Below are 17,826 nucleotides of genomic sequence, written 5' to 3' on the forward strand. Positions count from 1 at the left end.
AATGGACAACTATTAAATGAAAAAATTAACAAACTTTTAGGTGATTCTAAGAAACTTATGTCTATGTCAACGAATACTAAGAGAATGTCTAAACCTAATGTGTCAGAAAAAATTGTGGATTATATAGATGAACTGACTAAAAAATGATTTTGTAACACCTCCCATTGTGATGCATATTATGACTATATATGTAATTTATTGCACAGGTTGGAGGTGGCAAGATGGGTACATATATTATAAATGGTAGAAATAAATTAAAAGGAGAAGTATCCGTTTCCGGCGCAAAAAATGCAGTGTTGCCAATACTAGCAGGAACTGTTATAGGAGCCAATACGAATACTATTTTAAATACCCCTAATCTTAGAGATGTAGACATAATGGAAAAAATCTTAGGATCCATTGGATGTCATGTAGAAAGATTAGATAATTTAATATATGTAGATTCAAGAAATATTACAAGTATAAGAATACCAGAAGATTTAGTAAGTGAAATGAGATCTTCAATAATTCTTATGGGAGCAATGTTGGCTAGATGTGGAGAGGTAATAATAAGTTATCCAGGCGGATGTGAAATTGGACCTAGACCTATTGATTTACATTTAAAAGCATTAAGAGAAATGGGAGCATATATAGAAGAATCCCATGGCTTTTTATACTGTAAGGCTGATGAGTTAAAAGGTGCAGAAATACAATTAGATTACCCTAGTGTAGGGGCTACTGAAAATATTATGTTAGCGGCGGTGAAGGCTAAAGGAACTACTTTAATCAGAAATGCTGCTAGAGAGCCAGAAATAAGAGATTTACAAAATTACTTAGTAAAAGCAGGAGCAAAAGTTTCAGGGGCAGGTACTAGTGTCATTAAAATAGAAGGAGTAGATAAATTTAGAGACGTAAAACATAGTATAATGTCTGATAGAATAGTCGCTGGAACTTATATGGTTGCCGCAACTATAACAGAAGGTGAAGTTACTATTAAAAACGTCAATGTTGAGTGTCTTCAGGCAATAACGGCAAAATTAAAAGAAACGGGTAGTCAAATATATTACGATAATAACTCTATAAAGGTCCTAGGGCCTAAGAATATAAAATCTGTGGAGATGATACAAACTTTACCTTATCCAGGATTTCCTACAGATATGCAGGCCCAAATGATGTCGTTATTAAGTATTGCTTCTGGAACTAGTATTATATCGGAAACCGTATTTGAAAATAGGTTTAAGCATGCAGAAGAGCTAATAAGAATGGGAGCAAATATAAAGACTGTTGGTAAGGTAGCCGTAATAAAAGGAGTGAAGGAATTAACAGGAGCTAAAGTTACTGCAAAGGATTTAAGGGGTGGGGCTAGCCTAGTATTAGCAGGGTTAATAGCTAAGGGAACTACTACAGTGGATAATGTTGTTCATATTAGAAGAGGATATGATAGTCTTAGTAGAGATTTAAAGAAACTTGGGGCGGATATTATAGAGATTATATAAAGCAGCAGTTTGCTGCTTAGAACTAAAGAGACAAGCAGATGGGTGGTGTTATTATGGCAAAGGTAAGCAAAGTTGAAAGGAAGGTAAAGAAAAAGAGATTCGGATTTATATTGTTATTATTATTATTTATTATAGCTTTGTTTTTGCTTATCTCATTAAAGACAAATTGGCTTGACATTACTCAAATACAGGTATCTGGAAATAAAAGGACTAAAACAGATAAGATTCTTAAAGCTGCTGGAGCTATTAAAAATGAGAATATATTCAAATTTAATAGAAAAACAGTAGAGAAAAATGTAAAGTCTTTGCCTTATATAAAGGAAGTAAAAATAAAACGTAAACTACCAAATAAGGTTATAATTAGTGTAAAAGAAAGGGAAGAAAAATTATTTATGTCTTACTCAGGTTCTCTTACTTATTTAGATAAAGATGGGTATATATTATCAATAGAAGACAAAAAAAAAGAAGATGACTATATAGAGATACTCGGACCTCAAATTGGGAAGTTAGAAGTAGGGGATAATTTATTTGATTCCTATGATGAATTTAAAAGGTTAAAGGGTTTTGTAAAACTAAGTAATGAGGCAAATATTCTAAAAGATTTTGATAAAATTGACGTAAGAGATGAAAATAATCTTATTCTTAGATTAAAAGTCGGTACTAAAGTTTCATTTGGCGACTTTAGTAATATGAAATACAAATTAAGCTTTTTGGATAGTATAGTAAAAGATATGGATGAAAAAGAGATATATTATGAAGAAATTTACCTAAACAAAGGAGAAAATCCTATTATTGTAACTGAAACTGATTAGGGGGATTTTATATGAAAAAATCTACAGGTCGCATATCTATAATATTAGTTTCTTTGTTTTTAGGGGTTATTCTGGCCATACAATTTAAAACAGTTAGTAAAACTTTAGGTGACGATGTATTACCTATGCAAAGGTCACAACAATTGGCTAATGAACTAAAAAAGGTACAAGATGAAAGAGATGTACTGGAAAAGGAACTGGAAGATATTGAAGGTAAAATAAAAAAATATGAGAAAGGTGAAGCTGATAAGAGTGTATATGCCGAAAGTTTGTACAAAGATTTGGAAAAATACAGAATGTTAGCTGGGTACTTAGATATGGAAGGGACAGGAATTGTACTAGAAATAAATGACCCTCCTATGGATGTACAAATTGGTGATGAATATAGTATAGTTGATGATTTAGATATTATTTTGCAAATAGTTAGTATTTTAAACTCATCTGAAGCTGAAGCCATTGCTATAAATGATCAAAGGTATACATCTTATACAGAAATTGTAAGGGCTGGGGATCATATTGAAATAAATGGTGTATCTATTGGTGCACCTATAGTTATAAAAGCCATTGGTGATCCGGATTTACTAGAGTCTGCCTTATCAATTAAGTTTGGAGTAGTTTGGCATTTAGAATCCTATGATTATTTAGTACAGCTTAAAAAGGAAAAAAATGTTTCTATACCGAAATATAGAAAAATAAAAGAATTTATTTATGCTCAACCAGTACCAGAAAAAGCAAACTAGGTTAGGAGGATAAAAATGAAGAAAAGTTTAAAAGATAAATTCACTTTAATCTTCTTCAGTTTGCTTTTAGGTATATTTATTTCTATTCAATTTAAACAAGAAATTGAGCCATTTAATCCTGTAACTCTTCGTTCTATACAAGTTACTAGAAATGAAATTGACAGAATGGATAGCGAAATAGAAGAGATGAAAGAGTTATTGAAAAACAAAGAAGATGAGCTAGAAAAGTTTGAAAATGTAACTAACGAAGATGATGGTGGATATGAGTTAATGATTGAAGAATTAGATAAAATAAAATCAGTTGCAGGATTTGAGAGAATGGAAGGGACTGGCATAGTAATTAAAATGGAGGATAATCAAGATAGCGAAATAAATCCTTTAGATGTATCTGATTATATCATACATGATATAGATGTATTGAATATTTTAAATGATTTAAAGGTAGCAGGGGCTGAAGCTATAAGTATAAATGGCCAAAGAATAATGTCAGTTTCTGAAATAAAATGTGGTGGTCCTATTATTCGAGTAAATGGTAAAAGTGTAGGTACTCCTTTTGTAATAAAGGCTATAGGAGACCCAAAGCTTTTATATGCTGCAGTTAATGCACCAGGTACATACGGCTATACTCAAAAAAATGTTTATAATAAAGTGTTAGATATAACTATGGAAGATAAAGTAATTATACCTGCATATTCAGGCCGATTTACTTTTAAGTACGCAAAACCTGTAGGAGAAGGTGATTAAATGATTTTTGCAATTATTGGAATTTTATTAGGTATGGTTATAGGTTTGCTATTACCCTTTACTTATAATACGGCCTATGCCTTGTATATATCAGTAGCTATTTTGGCTTGCTTAGACTCAGTTTTTGGGGGTATTAGGTCGAATTTAGAAAATAATTTTGATACAGAAATATTTCTTTCAGGTTTTTTTGGGAACTCTATTTTAGCTGCTTTACTGGCATATATTGGTGATAGGCTAGGTGTACCTCTTTATTATGCAGCAATTTTTACTTTTGGTGGAAGGATATTTGAAAACTTTGCAAGTATTAGAAGATTGTTACTGTACAATAGGAAAAATAGAAAAGATAAAGAATAGCTTTAGACAAAGTTTGACATAAAATCATGAAAAACATCAAAAATCTTTAAATAGTATTTTTTATACAAAATACTACAAAATTATGATATGATTTGTGAAAGCTTATTTGTTTTTTGAAGGGGCATATAGATGAATGAGTTAATAACCTCCATAGACTTAGGAACTTATAAGGTATCTGTCATAATAGGTAAAATTGATGATTATGGTATTTACAAATAATAGGAGTGGGTTCAAGTTGGTATAAAAAAGGGAATAATAGTGAACATAGAATCTACTACTCTGGCTATATCTACGCTCTAGAACAATCTGAAAACATGGCTGATGTAAAGGTTGATAGGGTATATGTTTCTATTCCTATAGTATATACAAAATTAGTAAGAAATAAAGGAATTATTGCTGTTTCTGGAGAAGATAAAGAAATAGGTCCAGAAGATATACAGGGAGTTTTAAATTAGCAACTATATTTTCAATACCTCGGGATCAACAAATTATTAATATAATTCCTGTACAATATATTGTAGATGGTTATGATGAAATTAAAGAGCCTGTCGGAATGGCTGGAATTAAATTGGAAGCAGATGTAGATATTATAATAGGACCTACTACAACTGTTTTGAATTTAATAAAAAGTATTAACCAGGCTGGATTAGAGATTTTGGGGATTATAGCAGAACTATTTGCAGTAGATGATACAATCCTATCAAAGGATGAAAGAGAACTAAGGGCATTATTAATTGATATTGGAGCTGGAACTACTTATTATTCCCTATTTAAAAATGAGCAAATACTATATAATAGTATTATTCCTGTAGTTGGAGATTATATATCTAATGATATTTCTGTAGGATTAAGAATATTCAGGGAGGAAAGTAAAAAAATTAAGAAAACTTATAGAGTTGCTTATGTCCCTATAGCAGATGTGGAAAGAAAATTAAAGATTGAACCTATTGGGTTTGATGAAAAGATTGATATAATAGAATTTCAATTAAGTCAAAAAATTGAAGCAAGATTGGGAGAAATATTTGAACTAATAAATGAGGAATTAATACGAAATGATATAAGAAAAAAATATTGACAAGAGTAGTTATTACAGGAGGTGGAGGTGGGTATTATAAAGGTATAACGGATCTAGCAAAAGAAATATTTAGATTACCAGCTAGAGTCGGACAACCTGATTTTGTTGGAATTAAAGAGCCTGTATATTCTACTGGAATAGGGTTAATAACCTATTCTTTGAAAAGAAAGTTTAATTATTTTATAGAATATAATAATATAGAAACTGGAAGAGATAGGAGCTAAAGGAATAATAATAAAGGATTACTTTCTTTAACAAAAAAATTTTTGGGAAGAATATTTCTAGCGACTATTTGGATAAGGGGGTTTAATAATTGTTTGATTTTGATGTTGAAGTAGAAGAGTTTGCAAAGATTAAAGTAATAGGTGTTGGTGGAGGAGGAAATAACGCTGTAAATAGGATGATAGATGGTGGAGTGAAGGGTATAGAATTTATAGCTGTAAATACTGATAAACAGGCTTTAAATTCTTCAAAAGCAGAAATAAAACTCCAAATAGGAGAAAAACTAACCCGTGGATTAGGTGCAGGTGCTAATCCTGAAATTGGAATGAAAGCAGCAGAAGAAAATAGAAATGAGATAGCTGAAGCTTTAAATGGTTCTGATATGATATTTATTACTGCAGGAATGGGGGGAGGAACTGGTACAGGAGCCGCCCCTATTATTGCAGAGGTAGCAAAAGAGATGGAAATTTTAACAGTAGGTGTTGTAACGAAACCTTTTACTTTTGAAGGAAGAAAAAGAATGTTTCATGCTGAGAAAGGTATTGAAAATTTACAAGAGGTTGTAGATACCTTAGTAACAATACCTAATGATAGATTGTTACAAGTAGCTGAGAAGAAGACTACAATGATGGAGGCTTTTTCAATGGCTGATGAAATACTTAAGCAAGGTATACAAGGAATTTCAGATTTAATTGCAGTACCGGCATTAATAAATTTGGATTTTGCTGACGTAAAAACCATTATGTTGGATCAAGGTATTGCTCATATGGGTATAGGCACGGCATCAGGTGATAACAGGGCAGCAGAAGGTGCAAAACTAGCTGTAAAGAGTCCGCTTCTTGAAACTTCAATTGAAGGAGCTAAAGCTGTTCTATTAAATATAACGGGTGGAGAGGATTTAGGTTTGTTTGAGGTTAACGAAGCAGCAGATTTAATAAGACAATCTGTAGACCAAGATGCAAACATTATTTTTGGTGCAGGTATTGACGAAACTTTAGAAGAAGAAATCAAAATCACTGTTATAGCGACAGGCTTTGACACTAAAAGGAAGGCTGCCCCGGCAACAAAAAATATAAAAACAAACTTTGATGAAAGAATGGAAGCAAAAGAAGAAATTGCAGGTAGTCAATTTGAGCTTGATGACTTAGATATACCTACTTTTTTAAGAAGAAAGGATAAATAATGTTAAATAAAGATATGTCGAAAATCGTTTCTCGAAAATTGGGAAACGATTTTTTTCGCAAAAAATAATGACAAACTTTTTATAACCTATAGGATATAATATTATACATAAATAATAGGGACAATGAATAAATCTATAATATAGGGTTTTAAGGGGGAGTTAATATTGTATATTTATGCTGAGTATTTATTATTGGAAAACTTGGCTATTAATTACATTATATTATATGTAACCAGAAAGGTTACTAGAACTAATACTAAGTCCATTAGATTATTTATAGGTGCATTAATAGGAGCTTTATATACATTAGTGTTGTTTTTTCCCTCTTTAAAGTTTATGACAAAGTTTTCAATAAAAGTTTTAATATCTATATTAATAATTATTATAGCTTTTAATCCAGAAAAAATAAGGGGTTTAATTAAACTTATATCCGTATTTTATTTAATTTCTTTCGTTTTTGCAGGGGCTAGTTTAGGTATATTTTTTATTATAACTAATGAACAGCTAAATGATATTAGGGGATTTGCAATTAAGGATTTTTCTTTGCAAATCCTTGGAATAGGAATATTCTTTTCTATTGCTTTAATGAAAAATATTTTTAAATACTATCAAAAGAAAGCTATTGTAAGTAATTATTTAGCAAGTGTGTCAATATCTTTAAATAATAAAAAAGTGGATTTTACAGCCTTAATAGATACAGGAAATTCTTTAAAAGAGCCAATATCAGACAAACCAGTTATAATAGCTGAGTACAAAGTTTTAAAAGAGATATTGCCAGTTACCGTAGAAGAAATATATCTAAAAAGTGATAGCCTTTGCTTAGATTCAATTACAGATATAATGCAAAATACCCAAGAAGAAATAAGATTTAGATTAATACCATTTAAATCTGTTGGAAAGAATAATGGTATTCTCTTAGGATTTAAGCCTGATGAGATAGTTGTTGTAAATTGTGAGAATCAGAAAAAGGTGGAAGAAGATGTATTAGTGGCAATTTATAATAATAAATTGTCAAGTGAAGATGACTATTCTGGACTCCTTCATCCAGAAATATTGAATTAAAAGGATGGGATAAAAGTGAGAACTTTAACAAAAATTAAATTAGAAGTAAGTCTTTTATATTACAAAATTCTAAGGAAACTGAAACCTTTAAATGAAATTTATTACATAGGAAGTGGGGAAGTATTACCTCCGCCTTTAAAACCAGATGAAGAAATATATTTTGTATCTAAGTTAAGAAAAGATGATAGTATTAAAAGTATTTTAATAGAAAGAAATTTAAGGTTAGTAGTTTATATTGCAAGAAAGTTTGAAAATACAGGAATAAGTATTGAAGATCTTATTTCTATTGGTTCTATTGGACTTATAAAAGCAGTTAATACCTTTAATCCTGATAAAAATATAAAACTTGCAACTTATGCATCCAAATGTATTGAAAATGAAATATTAATGTATCTAAGAAGAAATAGTAAGCTGAAGGCGGAAGTTTCTTTTGATGAACCCTTAAATGTGGACTGGGATGGGAATGAACTTTTATTATCTGATATATTAGGTACAGAAAGTGATATAATATTTAAATATTTAGAGGAGGAAGTAGATAAGGAGTTATTAAATCAAGCTGTAGATAAGTTAACAGGTCGTGAGAAGAAGATCGTAGAATTGCGATATGGCCTAAAGAATGGAAAAGAGAAAACACAAAAAGAAGTGGCTGATATATTAGGAATTTCCCAGTCTTATATTTCTAGATTAGAAAAAAGAATTATAAAAAGGCTACAAAAAGAAATGAGCAGAATGGTATAACTACTAGGTGACTAGTAGTTTTTCCTTTAAAATGGTTAATCTAAATACATTAATTGTTGAATAAAAAAATCAAATGAGGTAATAATTTTATGATGAAAGGGGCAAAAGTTGAAGAAAGGGATGAAGGATTATTGTATAATAATAAAGTAGAAATATGTGGTGTCAATACGGCTAAATTACCGGTTCTAACTAATGAAGAAATGCAAAAATTATTCGTTAAAATAAAAGCTGGAGATATGGAAGCAAGAGATGAATTTATAAACGGAAATTTACGATTAGTTCTAAGTATTATACAAAGATTTAGTAGACGAGGAGAACCAGTAGATGACTTATTTCAAGTCGGTTGTATAGGTTTAATTAAGGCGATAGATAATTTTGATTTAAGCCAAAATGTGAAGTTTTCAACCTATGCTGTACCTATGATAATTGGTGAAATACGTCGATATTTAAGAGATAATAATTCAATAAGAGTAAGTAGGTCATTAAGAGATATAGCCTATAGAGCTTTGCAGGCAAGGGAGCAGTTAATTAATAAAAATTCCCGTGAACCTACTATTACGGAAATTGCTGATGAATTAAATCTTTCAAAAGAAGAGGTAGTATTTGCCCTTGATGCAATTCAAGAACCTATATCTTTATTTGAGCCTATATATCATGATAGTGGAGATGCTATTTTTGTAATGGATCAGGTTAAAGATGAAAAAAGTGAAGATGAAGTTTGGCTAGAAGGGATAGGTTTACGGGATGCTTTAAGTAGATTAAATGATAGAGAGAAATTGATTTTAGATTTAAGATTTTTTGAAGGAAAAACTCAAATGGAGGTAGCAGAGGAAATTGGAATATCTCAAGCTCAAGTTTCTAGATTAGAAAAAAATGCTTTAAAGAATATGCAAAAACATGTGTAGTTATTAATCATTACCCCATGGAAATAAAATTAATTGTAATAATACATCAGTATATAAAAATATATATATAATAGGTGAAACTTTAGAAAAGGGGTGGGGTAATGATTAATCTCTCAGAAATGAAAGAAAAAGAGGTAATTAACATAAGAGATGGATCAAGATTGGGAATGATATATGATTTTGAAATGGATTTAAAAAAAGGTGAAGTAACTGCAATAATAATTCCAGGGTCTGGAAAGATAATGGGCATATTTGGTAGTAATAATGATATTATTATCGATTGGAAAAAAATAGTGAAAATAGGAGAAGATATTATTTTGGTAGACTTAAAGGTAGATGAAGAGTAAGGTATTAGACAATTTAAGAACTATGCATTATAATCAAAGGTAGAAATATTGAATGGAGTGATACTATGAAATGTCCTTATTGTAATTTTTATGAGACTAAGGTTATTGATTCAAGGCCTACTAACGAAGGACAAGCCATTAGAAGGCGTAGAGAGTGTATAAGTTGTGGTAAAAGATTTACAACTTATGAAAAAAAAGAAGAAATACCTTTAATAGTCGTTAAGAAAGATGGAAATAGACAACTTTACAATAGAAATAAATTGTTAAATGGAATTATTAAATCTTGCGAAAAACGTCCTGTATCTATGGAAACTGTTGAATCAACTGTCGATGAAATAGAAAGAGAGCTATATAACTCTATGGAGAAAGAAGTTACTAGTCAGCATATAGGAGAAATGGTAATGGATAAATTGAAATATATAGATGAAGTTTCTTATGTAAGGTTTGCATCTGTATATAGACAATTTAAAGATGTAAATACATTTATGGATGAATTAAAAAAAATATTAAATGAAAAGTAATTTATTTAATTGAAAGGATGAAGATATGGCTTTTATAGAAGTTAAATATAAAGATTTTGTATATTATGAAATTGAGGAATTTAATGATACTGAATTAGTTAAATACTTTTTTACAACAAGAATAGGCTTTAGTAATGAAGAGTTTTTAAAAAATATTTCTGAAATAATGAATGTACCTATAAAAAATATAATTACTTTAAAGCAAATTCATGGAAAAGATTTATTAAATATTGATAATACTAATAAGCTTAAATTTGCTCAAGAAAATATTATGGAAGCTGATGGAATTATAACAAATATTAAAGACTTAGTTATACTTACTTTTCATGCAGATTGTGTCCCAGTGGCATTTGTAGATAGGTCCAAAAAAGTAATCGCTGTTTCTCATGCAGGATGGAAAGGAACTTTAAAGAATATTAGTGGTAATACCGTTGAAAAAATGGTTGAAAAGTACAATTCAAATCCAAAAGATATATTAGTAGCAATTAGTCCTTCTATAGGTTCTTGCTGTTACGAAGTAGGAAAAGAAGTATATGAAAAATTTAATGAAGAGTATAATTTTGTAGAAAATATATTTAATATTAAAAATAATAAAATATATTTAGATTTATGGAAAACAAATGAACTCCAACTTTTAAATAAGGGTATATTAAAAGAGAATATTTATACAAGTAATTTATGTACTAGCTGTAATAATAATATTTTTTATTCTTATAGAAAAGAGAAAGGCATTAACAGAAGAATGGCATCTGTAATGAAGTTACAAATATAAGTGGGGGTTTATAAATGGGAGCAAAAATATTAGTGGTAGATGATGAGAAGCATATTGTGGAATTGCTTAAGTATAATTTAGAAAATAATAAATATATTGTAAGTGTAGCTTATGATGGCTTAGAGACTTTAGAAAAAATTAAAAAAGAAAAGTTTGATTTAATTTTATTGGATCTCATGTTACCTAAAATTCATGGTATAGATGTATGTAGAAAACTTAAAAATAACAAGGAAACTTCCAGTATACCAATTATTATGTTAACGGCTAAAAGTAGCGAAATGGACAAGGTAACTGGTTTAGAAATAGGTGCAGATGATTATATTACTAAACCTTTTAGTGTAAGAGAAGTGTTGGCTAGGGTTAAAGCAGTTCTTAGGAGAAGTAAAGTAGATACAAAAAAGAATCCAGATAAGATAATTAAAATTGATAAAATAATAATTGATTTAGAAAGTTATGAAGTGATCAAAGATAATCAGGTTGTGGATTTAACCCATAAAGAGTTTCTTCTCTTAAAAATATTAGCTGAAAACAGAGGAAAAGTTCTTTCAAGAAATGTCTTGTTAGATATGGTTTGGGGTTACAATTATTTTGGTGGAACTAGAACAATAGATGTCCATATTAGAAAATTACGTAAAAAAATAGAAGATGATGATAAGAATCCTAGTTATATAGAAACAGTACGAGGGGTTGGTTATAAATTTAGGTAGGAGGCTTGGATGCCATTGAAAAGAAAAATGACTACTATCTTTATTATACTTGTATCCATAGGAATTTTGATTACAGGAATAGTAACTTATCATATGCAAAAAATAAATTCTATTAAATTAGTAGAAGAAAAAATATTAGAAGAAGGATATTTGATAAAGGATTTAATTGAAAAAGGGAATATAGACAATAATAATTTAGAGGACTTTTTAGAAAGATATTCTAAAATTTTAAATAGTGAAATTTCTTTTATTGACGAACAAGAAATTATTATTGGAAGCTTTAGCTCTGGGGTTAATAATGAAAAGCTCAATTTTAGGGCTAATAATAAAAATCCCGAGAAGAAAAGATTAATTTTTAAGGAAATATCTATAGAAAATGGAGGAAATATTTCAAAGATTAGAATTGCAGCATCACCAGAGTATTTAAAAAAATTAAATAAAAAGATAATATTAAATACATTAATAGCGGTAGTTGCTGGTTTTATAGTTTCTCTAATACTTGGCATCCAATATGTTGAGCAGGTAACAAACCCATATAAGGAATTAATTAAAGCCACTAAAAATATTTCTGAAGGCAAATATGGGGGGGAAGTTTATCTTTCTGGAGATGAAGAATTTGAAATATTAACAGAAAATTTTAATACCATGAGTGTTAAATTAAGGGATACTATAATAATGCTGAAAGAAAGTAATACAAAATTAAAGGCCACTTTAACTAGTATTGAAGATGGAGTTATTGCCATAGATAATAATTTGTCGGTAATATTAATAAATCCTCTTGCTGAAAAAATTTTAGAAGTAAAGAAAGATAGTATCATGGACAAAAAGATAACTAAAGCTTTTGAAAATAAAGAATTAAATAACGTGTTTATTGAATTAATAAATAAATCTACTTTTCTAAATGATGCTGAAGTAGAAGTTTTTGAACCTAATTATAGAAATATTAAAATAACTGGTAGCCCAATAATACAAAGTGATGATCCTACTAGAAAACTTGGATTAGTTTTCATTATACGAGATGTTACAACCCTAAGGAAGTTAGAAAAGGTAAGAGAGGATTTTGTAGCCAATGTATCTCATGAGTTAAAAACTCCTTTAACTTCTATTAAAGGATTTGTAGAAACCTTACAAGAAGGTGCTATAGAAAATGTTGAGTCTTCTAATAAATTTTTAGATATAATTGATTTTGAGGTAAATCGTCTTAATTCTTTAGTTTCAGATTTACTCCTTTTATCAGAAGTTGAAAGTCAGGAAGAAAATATAATAAAAGAAATTATAGCTGTTGAAAAAATTATAGATGATGTAATAATGCATTTAGGAAATAAGGCCAATAAAAAGGAAATCACTTTAGAAAAAAATATTCAAGAAAAACTACCTAATTTCTATGGAAATTATAATTATTTTAGACAGATGCTCTTAAATCTAATTGATAATAGTATTAAATATACACCAGAATACGGTACAGTAAAAATTTCTGCTGCTACAGAAAATGGGAATTTAATCATAAATATTGCTGATAACGGAATAGGTATAGAAGGGGAGGAACAAAGAAGAATTTTCGAACGGTTTTATAGAGTGGATAAATCTAGGTCTAATGAAGTAGATGGAACTGGTTTAGGTTTAGCGATAGTAAAACATATAGTATCTACTTTTAATGGTAAGATTTCTATTGAAAGTGAAATAGGGAAAGGCTCAAATTTTATAATTATATTACCTGTTAAAGATGACCTAATTTATTAAAGGATGATTTTATGATAAATAAGGATTTTGAAGAAATTCTATTGCAAAATATTTTGCAGTATGCGGATCTTGGTATTCATGTTATTAATAAGGAAAGAATAACTATTGTATATAATGAAGAAATGGCCCAATTAGAAGGATTAAATAGAAAGAATGTATTAAATAAGGATTTATTAAAGATTTTTCCCAGTTTAAATAAAAATAGTAGTACATTGGTGAAGGTTTTAGAAACGGGAAAACCAGTATCTAATAATACTCAAACCTATTTAAATTATAAGGGTAAAAGTATTACAACTATTAATACTACAATTCCTTTAAAAAATGAGAATCAAATTATTGGTGCTCTGGAAATTGCGAAAAATATTACCCATGTAAAAAAATTATCTGATCAGTTAATGGAATTACAAAGTGAATTAAATGATAGCTATAGTAATAAAAACAAGGGGCTAAGGCATTATGTATTTAAAGATATTATAGGTAATAATAAAATTTTTAAAAAGGCGGTAGAAATAGGTAGGAAAGCTAGTAAAACCTCATCTAGTGTATTGATTTATGGTGAGACAGGCTCTGGGAAGGAATTATTTGCCCAAAGTATACACTATGAAGGAATAAGAAAAAATAATCCCTTTATTGCCCAAAACTGTGCCGCAATCCCTGATACATTATTAGAGGGGATTTTATTTGGAACGGAGAAGGGGGGCTTTACAGGGGCCATAAGTAGACCAGGAATATTTGAACAAGCTAATGGTGGTACTTTATTATTAGATGAAATAAACTCTATGCCTTTATCCCTTCAAACTAAAATATTACGAGTTTTACAGGAGGGTTATATTAGGAGAGTTGGAGGAATAAAAGACATACCTATTGATGTAAGGATTATTGCCACAACAAATGAAGAGCCCTTAGAAAGTATTAAAAAAGGCAGGCTTAGGAAGGATTTATTTTACAGGTTAAATGTAATATCTATTAAGATCCCACCTTTAAGGGAAAGACAAGACGATATTTCTATACTCTGTGAACATCTCATTGAGAAATATAATAAAAAGCTATTTAAGGATATATGGATGGTTTCCGATGAGGTTTTAAGGGCTTTTAATAAATACTTTTGGCCAGGAAATGTACGGGAATTAGAAAATGCTATTGAATCTTCAATGAATTACATTTCTGATGATGAACATGTATTAAAAAAGGGGGATTTTATTTCTTGTAGCCATATATTTGAGGATAAAAGACTTATAAAGACCTATGATGATATAGATATGTCAAAGCCCTTACCTAAAATACTAGAGAATATTGAAAAAAATCTTATTATAAATTCTTTAAATAATAATAGTAATAATATTACCAAATCTGCCGATGAATTGGGAATTAAAAGACAAACATTACAGCATAAAATTAAGAAATACCAACTTTAGTGCAATAATATTTGCGGTAGATGCAAATATTATTGCACTATTTTTATTTCGTTTATAATTAGTTAATTATATTTCTGCAATTACAGCCATTATAAGTTATGATTCTAAAAAAATTACTTGGCACTAAAGTTGCATCTATAATATAAGTAGTTATGATTAAATGTAAGATTAATATTATTTTGGAGGTGTATTATATGAAAAAGGAAAATGTAAAAGTTATAATATGGGGTTTTGGTGCAATGGGAGCTGGAATGGCCGAAACTTTGTTAAAAAAGAAGGGTGTAGAAATAGTAGGGGCAATAGATATAGAACCAAAGTTAGGAAATAGTATATATGATTACATAGATATGGAAAGAGGAGATAATAAGGATATTATTATTAAATCTTCTGAGGAGGTAATAAAAGAAGGGGAGGCAGATATAGTTATTGTTGCTACCGACTCCTTTACGAGAAAGGCATTTGATAAAATAAAATATTGTTTAGAAAGAAAAATAAATGTTATAACTACCGCTGAAGAAATGGCTTACCCTCAAGCTCAAGAACCTAAATTAGCTAAAGAATTAGATAGAATAGGAAAAGAAAATAAAGTTACAGTATTAGGTACAGGAATTAATCCAGGTCTTATAATGGATTTATTAGTTATTGCTTTAACTGGCGCTTGTACAGATATAGATTATATTAAAGCAAAAAGGGTAAATGATTTATCTCCCTTTGGACCCGCTGTTATGGGGGAACAAGGAGTTGGAAATACTTTAGATGAATTTAAGAAACGAGTAGAAGACAACACTTTATCTGGCCATGTAGGTTTTCCTGAATCAATTAATATGATTGCAGATGCTATAGGTTGGAAACTTACTGATAAGGTGAAACAAACAAAAGAACCTATAGTTTCTAATGTATATAGGAAAACTCCTCATGTAGAGGTAGAGCCAGGAAAAGTTGCTGGTTGTAGAATGATGGGCTATGGATATATGGAAGAAGAGGTTAAAATTGAAATGGAACATCCTCAACAAATAGAACCGCAATTGGAAGGGGTCAACACTGGTGATTACATTAATATAAAAGGGATACCAGATATTAGTATGGCTATAAAACCTGAAGTACCTGGTGGTATTGGAACTATAGCTATGTGTGTAAACATGATTCCTCAAGTAATAAATGCATCTCCAGGATTAAAAACTATGCTTGATTTACCAGTACCTAGAGCAATTATGGGAGATATGAGAGATTTAATTGACTAGCTTAAGTTATGCAAATGATAAGAAAGGGTGAATATTATATGGATGCTAAAAAAGGTAATTGGGTAAAGATTTATAATATAGTATTAGAGCCTGGTGAAAGATCCCCAAATTTACCCGAAGATACTCAAAAAGTTCCACTAGAAATGTGGGATAAAGGTTTTTTATTAAATGATAAAGCCAATATAGGTGATGAAGTTGAAGTGGAAACCTATATAGGTAGAATAGTTAAGGGGAAATTAATTGAGGTTAACCCTTATTATAAGCATAATTTTGGAGAATATATCCCTGAATTATCCTATATAGGTAGGCAAGCAAGAGTTTTATTAGAAGAAGGTGGACAAAATGAGTAAGGATTTTAGTTATGAAGCGGTAATGGATAGAAATAGTACTACTATGAAGAAAGCAGTGGGCATTGATTATGATATTTTTGAATCTGGCAGTATTAGCTTTGATTATGAAAGAATGATGCGGGAAACTGGTTATGGGCTACAAGAGATCCAAAGGATTCAAAGAGAAACTAGTGTAGGAAATACTCCTGTTTATGAATTAAGAAATTTAACTAAATTAGCAAGGAAAATATCGCCAGAAGGAAAAGGAGCTAGAATATTTATTAAAGATGAGGCAGCTAATCCGTCAGGTAGTTTTAAAGCAAGAAGAGCTGCAACTAGTTGCTATCATGCTAAAAAATTAGGTTATAAAGGAGTTATTGCTGCTACTAGTGGAAATTATGGTGCAGCCGTAGCTAGTCAAGCTGCTATGAGAGGATTAAAATGTATTATTGTTCAAGAGTGTTATGATTCAAAAGGTATAGGTCAACCAGAAATAATAGAAAAGGCTAGGAAATGCGAAGCTTATGGAGCAGAAGTGGTACAATTAACAGTAGGGCCAGAACTATTTTATGAATTTTTGGTATTGCTTGAGGAAACAGGATATTTTAATGCTTCATTATATACTCCTTTTGGCATTGCCGGAGTAGAAACTTTAGGTTATGAAATATCTATGGAGTTTAGAGAAAGGGAAGGAAGAGATCCAGATGTTGTTGTAGTAACTAACGCAGGTGGAGGAAATTTAACAGGAACCGCAAGAGGATTAATTAAAGCTGGTGCCACTGAAACACAAATTATTGGGGCTAGTGTAAATTTAAAAGGTTTACATATGGCTAGCGATACTCAATTTAACAAGAAATCTTTTACTACTGGTCATACGGGTTTTGGTATGCCCTTTGCTACCTGGCCTGATAGATCTGATGTACCTAGATCAGCAGCTAGACCATTAAGATATATTGATAGATACGTAACTGTAACTCAAGGATCTGTATTTTATATGACTGAATTATTGGCTCAAATTGAAGGACTAGAAAGAGGACCAGCTGGAAATACTTCTTTGGCAGCAGCTTTTTCTTTAGCCCAAGAGCTAGATGAAGATAAAATTATTGTTGTACAAGAAACAGAATATACTGGTGCAGGTAAGCATATTCAACCTCAGCTTACTTTTGCAAAAGAAAATGGTATAGAAATAAAAATAGGTAATCCAGAAGATGAAATACCAGGCAAAAACATTATATTACCTAAGGAACCTAAATATGTAAGAACCAAAGAAGTAGATTTAAATAGAATGAGAAGATCCTATATTAGAAATTGTATTAATAATTATAAGGTAGAAAAAATAAATAGTGAAGATATGGATTATTTAATTAATGAAACTAATTCTAATGGGGAATTTGTTAAAAGTATATTGGATGAATTTAAAGTAATTTATTAATGGAGGTGTAAT

The 17,826-nt window shown here is 29.9% G+C and carries 21 protein-coding genes; all 21 read left to right on the top strand.

The window, feature by feature from the left end:
* Window positions 1-221: 221 nt before the first annotated feature.
* The 21 genes from murA to ortB all read left to right on the top strand — a co-directional run bounded on the left by murA (window position 222) and on the right by ortB (window position 17,814).
* Window positions 222-1,475, top strand: a complete 1,254-nt coding sequence (gene murA / locus VK071_06495) for a UDP-N-acetylglucosamine 1-carboxyvinyltransferase (protein HLR34966.1) — start codon at window positions 222-224, stop codon at window positions 1,473-1,475.
* A gap of 53 nt (window positions 1,476-1,528) precedes the next feature.
* Window positions 1,529-2,287 carry an FtsQ-type POTRA domain-containing protein gene (locus VK071_06500; GenBank protein ID HLR34967.1) on the top strand — a complete coding sequence of 253 codons (759 nt, stop codon included), beginning with the start codon at window positions 1,529-1,531 and terminating at the stop codon, window positions 2,285-2,287.
* Between the two features lie 11 nt (window positions 2,288-2,298).
* Window positions 2,299-3,027, top strand: a complete 729-nt coding sequence (locus tag VK071_06505; protein HLR34968.1) for a DUF881 domain-containing protein — start codon at window positions 2,299-2,301, stop codon at window positions 3,025-3,027.
* A 15-nt stretch (window positions 3,028-3,042) separates the two neighbouring features.
* The gene (locus tag VK071_06510; protein ID HLR34969.1) at window positions 3,043-3,771 is read left to right on the top strand and encodes a DUF881 domain-containing protein; all 729 of its coding nucleotides are present in this window, start codon (window positions 3,043-3,045) and stop codon (window positions 3,769-3,771) included.
* The gene (locus VK071_06515) at window positions 3,772-4,125 is read left to right on the top strand and encodes a small basic family protein (GenBank protein HLR34970.1); all 354 of its coding nucleotides are present in this window, start codon (window positions 3,772-3,774) and stop codon (window positions 4,123-4,125) included.
* Window positions 4,126-4,349: 224 nt separating this feature from the next.
* Window positions 4,350-4,580, top strand: a complete 231-nt coding sequence (locus VK071_06520) for a hypothetical protein (GenBank protein HLR34971.1) — start codon at window positions 4,350-4,352, stop codon at window positions 4,578-4,580.
* Between the two features lie 14 nt (window positions 4,581-4,594).
* The gene (locus VK071_06525; GenBank protein ID HLR34972.1) at window positions 4,595-5,200 is read left to right on the top strand and encodes a cell division FtsA domain-containing protein; all 606 of its coding nucleotides are present in this window, start codon (window positions 4,595-4,597) and stop codon (window positions 5,198-5,200) included.
* Window positions 5,197-5,424 (top strand): hypothetical protein, encoded by a 228-nt coding sequence (locus tag VK071_06530; GenBank protein ID HLR34973.1) that lies wholly within the window; start codon window positions 5,197-5,199, stop codon window positions 5,422-5,424. Before VK071_06525 ends, VK071_06530 begins: the two co-directional genes overlap by 4 nt.
* A gap of 89 nt (window positions 5,425-5,513) precedes the next feature.
* Window positions 5,514-6,605: a cell division protein FtsZ gene (gene ftsZ, locus VK071_06535; protein ID HLR34974.1), complete on the top strand. Its 1,092-nt coding sequence runs from the start codon at window positions 5,514-5,516 to the stop codon at window positions 6,603-6,605.
* Window positions 6,606-6,770: 165 nt separating this feature from the next.
* Window positions 6,771-7,667, top strand: a complete 897-nt coding sequence (spoIIGA, locus tag VK071_06540) for a sigma-E processing peptidase SpoIIGA (protein ID HLR34975.1) — start codon at window positions 6,771-6,773, stop codon at window positions 7,665-7,667.
* 9 nt (window positions 7,668-7,676) lie between these two features.
* Window positions 7,677-8,405, top strand: coding sequence for an RNA polymerase sporulation sigma factor SigE (gene sigE, locus VK071_06545; protein HLR34976.1), 729 nt, complete (start codon window positions 7,677-7,679; stop codon window positions 8,403-8,405).
* A gap of 89 nt (window positions 8,406-8,494) precedes the next feature.
* Window positions 8,495-9,310 (top strand): RNA polymerase sporulation sigma factor SigG, encoded by an 816-nt coding sequence (gene sigG, locus VK071_06550; GenBank protein HLR34977.1) that lies wholly within the window; start codon window positions 8,495-8,497, stop codon window positions 9,308-9,310.
* Between the two features lie 101 nt (window positions 9,311-9,411).
* Window positions 9,412-9,657: a YlmC/YmxH family sporulation protein gene (locus VK071_06555; protein HLR34978.1), complete on the top strand. Its 246-nt coding sequence runs from the start codon at window positions 9,412-9,414 to the stop codon at window positions 9,655-9,657.
* 65 nt (window positions 9,658-9,722) lie between these two features.
* Entirely contained in the window at window positions 9,723-10,178 is a 456-nt protein-coding gene (nrdR, locus tag VK071_06560; protein HLR34979.1) for a transcriptional regulator NrdR, read from the top strand.
* A gap of 25 nt (window positions 10,179-10,203) precedes the next feature.
* Complete coding sequence (pgeF, locus tag VK071_06565; protein HLR34980.1) at window positions 10,204-10,950, top strand: peptidoglycan editing factor PgeF; 747 nt, start codon at window positions 10,204-10,206, stop codon at window positions 10,948-10,950.
* Between the two features lie 14 nt (window positions 10,951-10,964).
* Window positions 10,965-11,657, top strand: coding sequence for a response regulator transcription factor (locus VK071_06570; GenBank protein ID HLR34981.1), 693 nt, complete (start codon window positions 10,965-10,967; stop codon window positions 11,655-11,657).
* Between the two features lie 9 nt (window positions 11,658-11,666).
* The gene (locus VK071_06575) at window positions 11,667-13,397 is read left to right on the top strand and encodes an ATP-binding protein (protein ID HLR34982.1); all 1,731 of its coding nucleotides are present in this window, start codon (window positions 11,667-11,669) and stop codon (window positions 13,395-13,397) included.
* An 11-nt stretch (window positions 13,398-13,408) separates the two neighbouring features.
* A complete protein-coding gene (locus tag VK071_06580; GenBank protein ID HLR34983.1) occupies window positions 13,409-14,812 on the top strand; it encodes a sigma 54-interacting transcriptional regulator in 1,404 nt (467 codons plus the stop codon).
* A 194-nt stretch (window positions 14,813-15,006) separates the two neighbouring features.
* Window positions 15,007-16,053, top strand: coding sequence for a 2,4-diaminopentanoate dehydrogenase (gene ord / locus VK071_06585; GenBank protein HLR34984.1), 1,047 nt, complete (start codon window positions 15,007-15,009; stop codon window positions 16,051-16,053).
* A 38-nt stretch (window positions 16,054-16,091) separates the two neighbouring features.
* Entirely contained in the window at window positions 16,092-16,403 is a 312-nt protein-coding gene (gene ortA, locus VK071_06590) for a 2-amino-4-oxopentanoate thiolase subunit OrtA (GenBank protein HLR34985.1), read from the top strand.
* Window positions 16,396-17,814 (top strand): 2-amino-4-oxopentanoate thiolase subunit OrtB, encoded by a 1,419-nt coding sequence (ortB, locus tag VK071_06595; protein HLR34986.1) that lies wholly within the window; start codon window positions 16,396-16,398, stop codon window positions 17,812-17,814. The genes ortA and ortB overlap by 8 nt, the downstream gene beginning before the upstream one ends.
* The last annotated feature ends 12 nt before the right edge of the window (window positions 17,815-17,826 follow it).

The organism is Tissierellales bacterium (genome assembly GCA_035301805.1).
Lineage (GTDB): Bacteria > Bacillota > Clostridia > Tissierellales > DATGTQ01 > DATGTQ01.

Coding starts and splice junctions, on each gene's coding strand:
- VK071_06515 (HLR34970.1), top strand. CDS start 3,772: ATGATTTTTGCAATTATTGGAATTTTATTAGGTATGGTTATAGGTTTG.
- nrdR (HLR34979.1), top strand. CDS start 9,723: ATGAAATGTCCTTATTGTAATTTTTATGAGACTAAGGTTATTGATTCA.
- murA (HLR34966.1), top strand. CDS start 222: ATGGGTACATATATTATAAATGGTAGAAATAAATTAAAAGGAGAAGTA.
- VK071_06580 (HLR34983.1), top strand. CDS start 13,409: ATGATAAATAAGGATTTTGAAGAAATTCTATTGCAAAATATTTTGCAG.
- VK071_06575 (HLR34982.1), top strand. CDS start 11,667: ATGCCATTGAAAAGAAAAATGACTACTATCTTTATTATACTTGTATCC.
- VK071_06570 (HLR34981.1), top strand. CDS start 10,965: ATGGGAGCAAAAATATTAGTGGTAGATGATGAGAAGCATATTGTGGAA.
- ortB (HLR34986.1), top strand. CDS start 16,396: ATGAGTAAGGATTTTAGTTATGAAGCGGTAATGGATAGAAATAGTACT.
- pgeF (HLR34980.1), top strand. CDS start 10,204: ATGGCTTTTATAGAAGTTAAATATAAAGATTTTGTATATTATGAAATT.
- VK071_06505 (HLR34968.1), top strand. CDS start 2,299: ATGAAAAAATCTACAGGTCGCATATCTATAATATTAGTTTCTTTGTTT.
- ord (HLR34984.1), top strand. CDS start 15,007: ATGAAAAAGGAAAATGTAAAAGTTATAATATGGGGTTTTGGTGCAATG.
- VK071_06510 (HLR34969.1), top strand. CDS start 3,043: ATGAAGAAAAGTTTAAAAGATAAATTCACTTTAATCTTCTTCAGTTTG.
- sigG (HLR34977.1), top strand. CDS start 8,495: ATGATGAAAGGGGCAAAAGTTGAAGAAAGGGATGAAGGATTATTGTAT.
- ortA (HLR34985.1), top strand. CDS start 16,092: ATGGATGCTAAAAAAGGTAATTGGGTAAAGATTTATAATATAGTATTA.
- VK071_06500 (HLR34967.1), top strand. CDS start 1,529: ATGGCAAAGGTAAGCAAAGTTGAAAGGAAGGTAAAGAAAAAGAGATTC.
- VK071_06555 (HLR34978.1), top strand. CDS start 9,412: ATGATTAATCTCTCAGAAATGAAAGAAAAAGAGGTAATTAACATAAGA.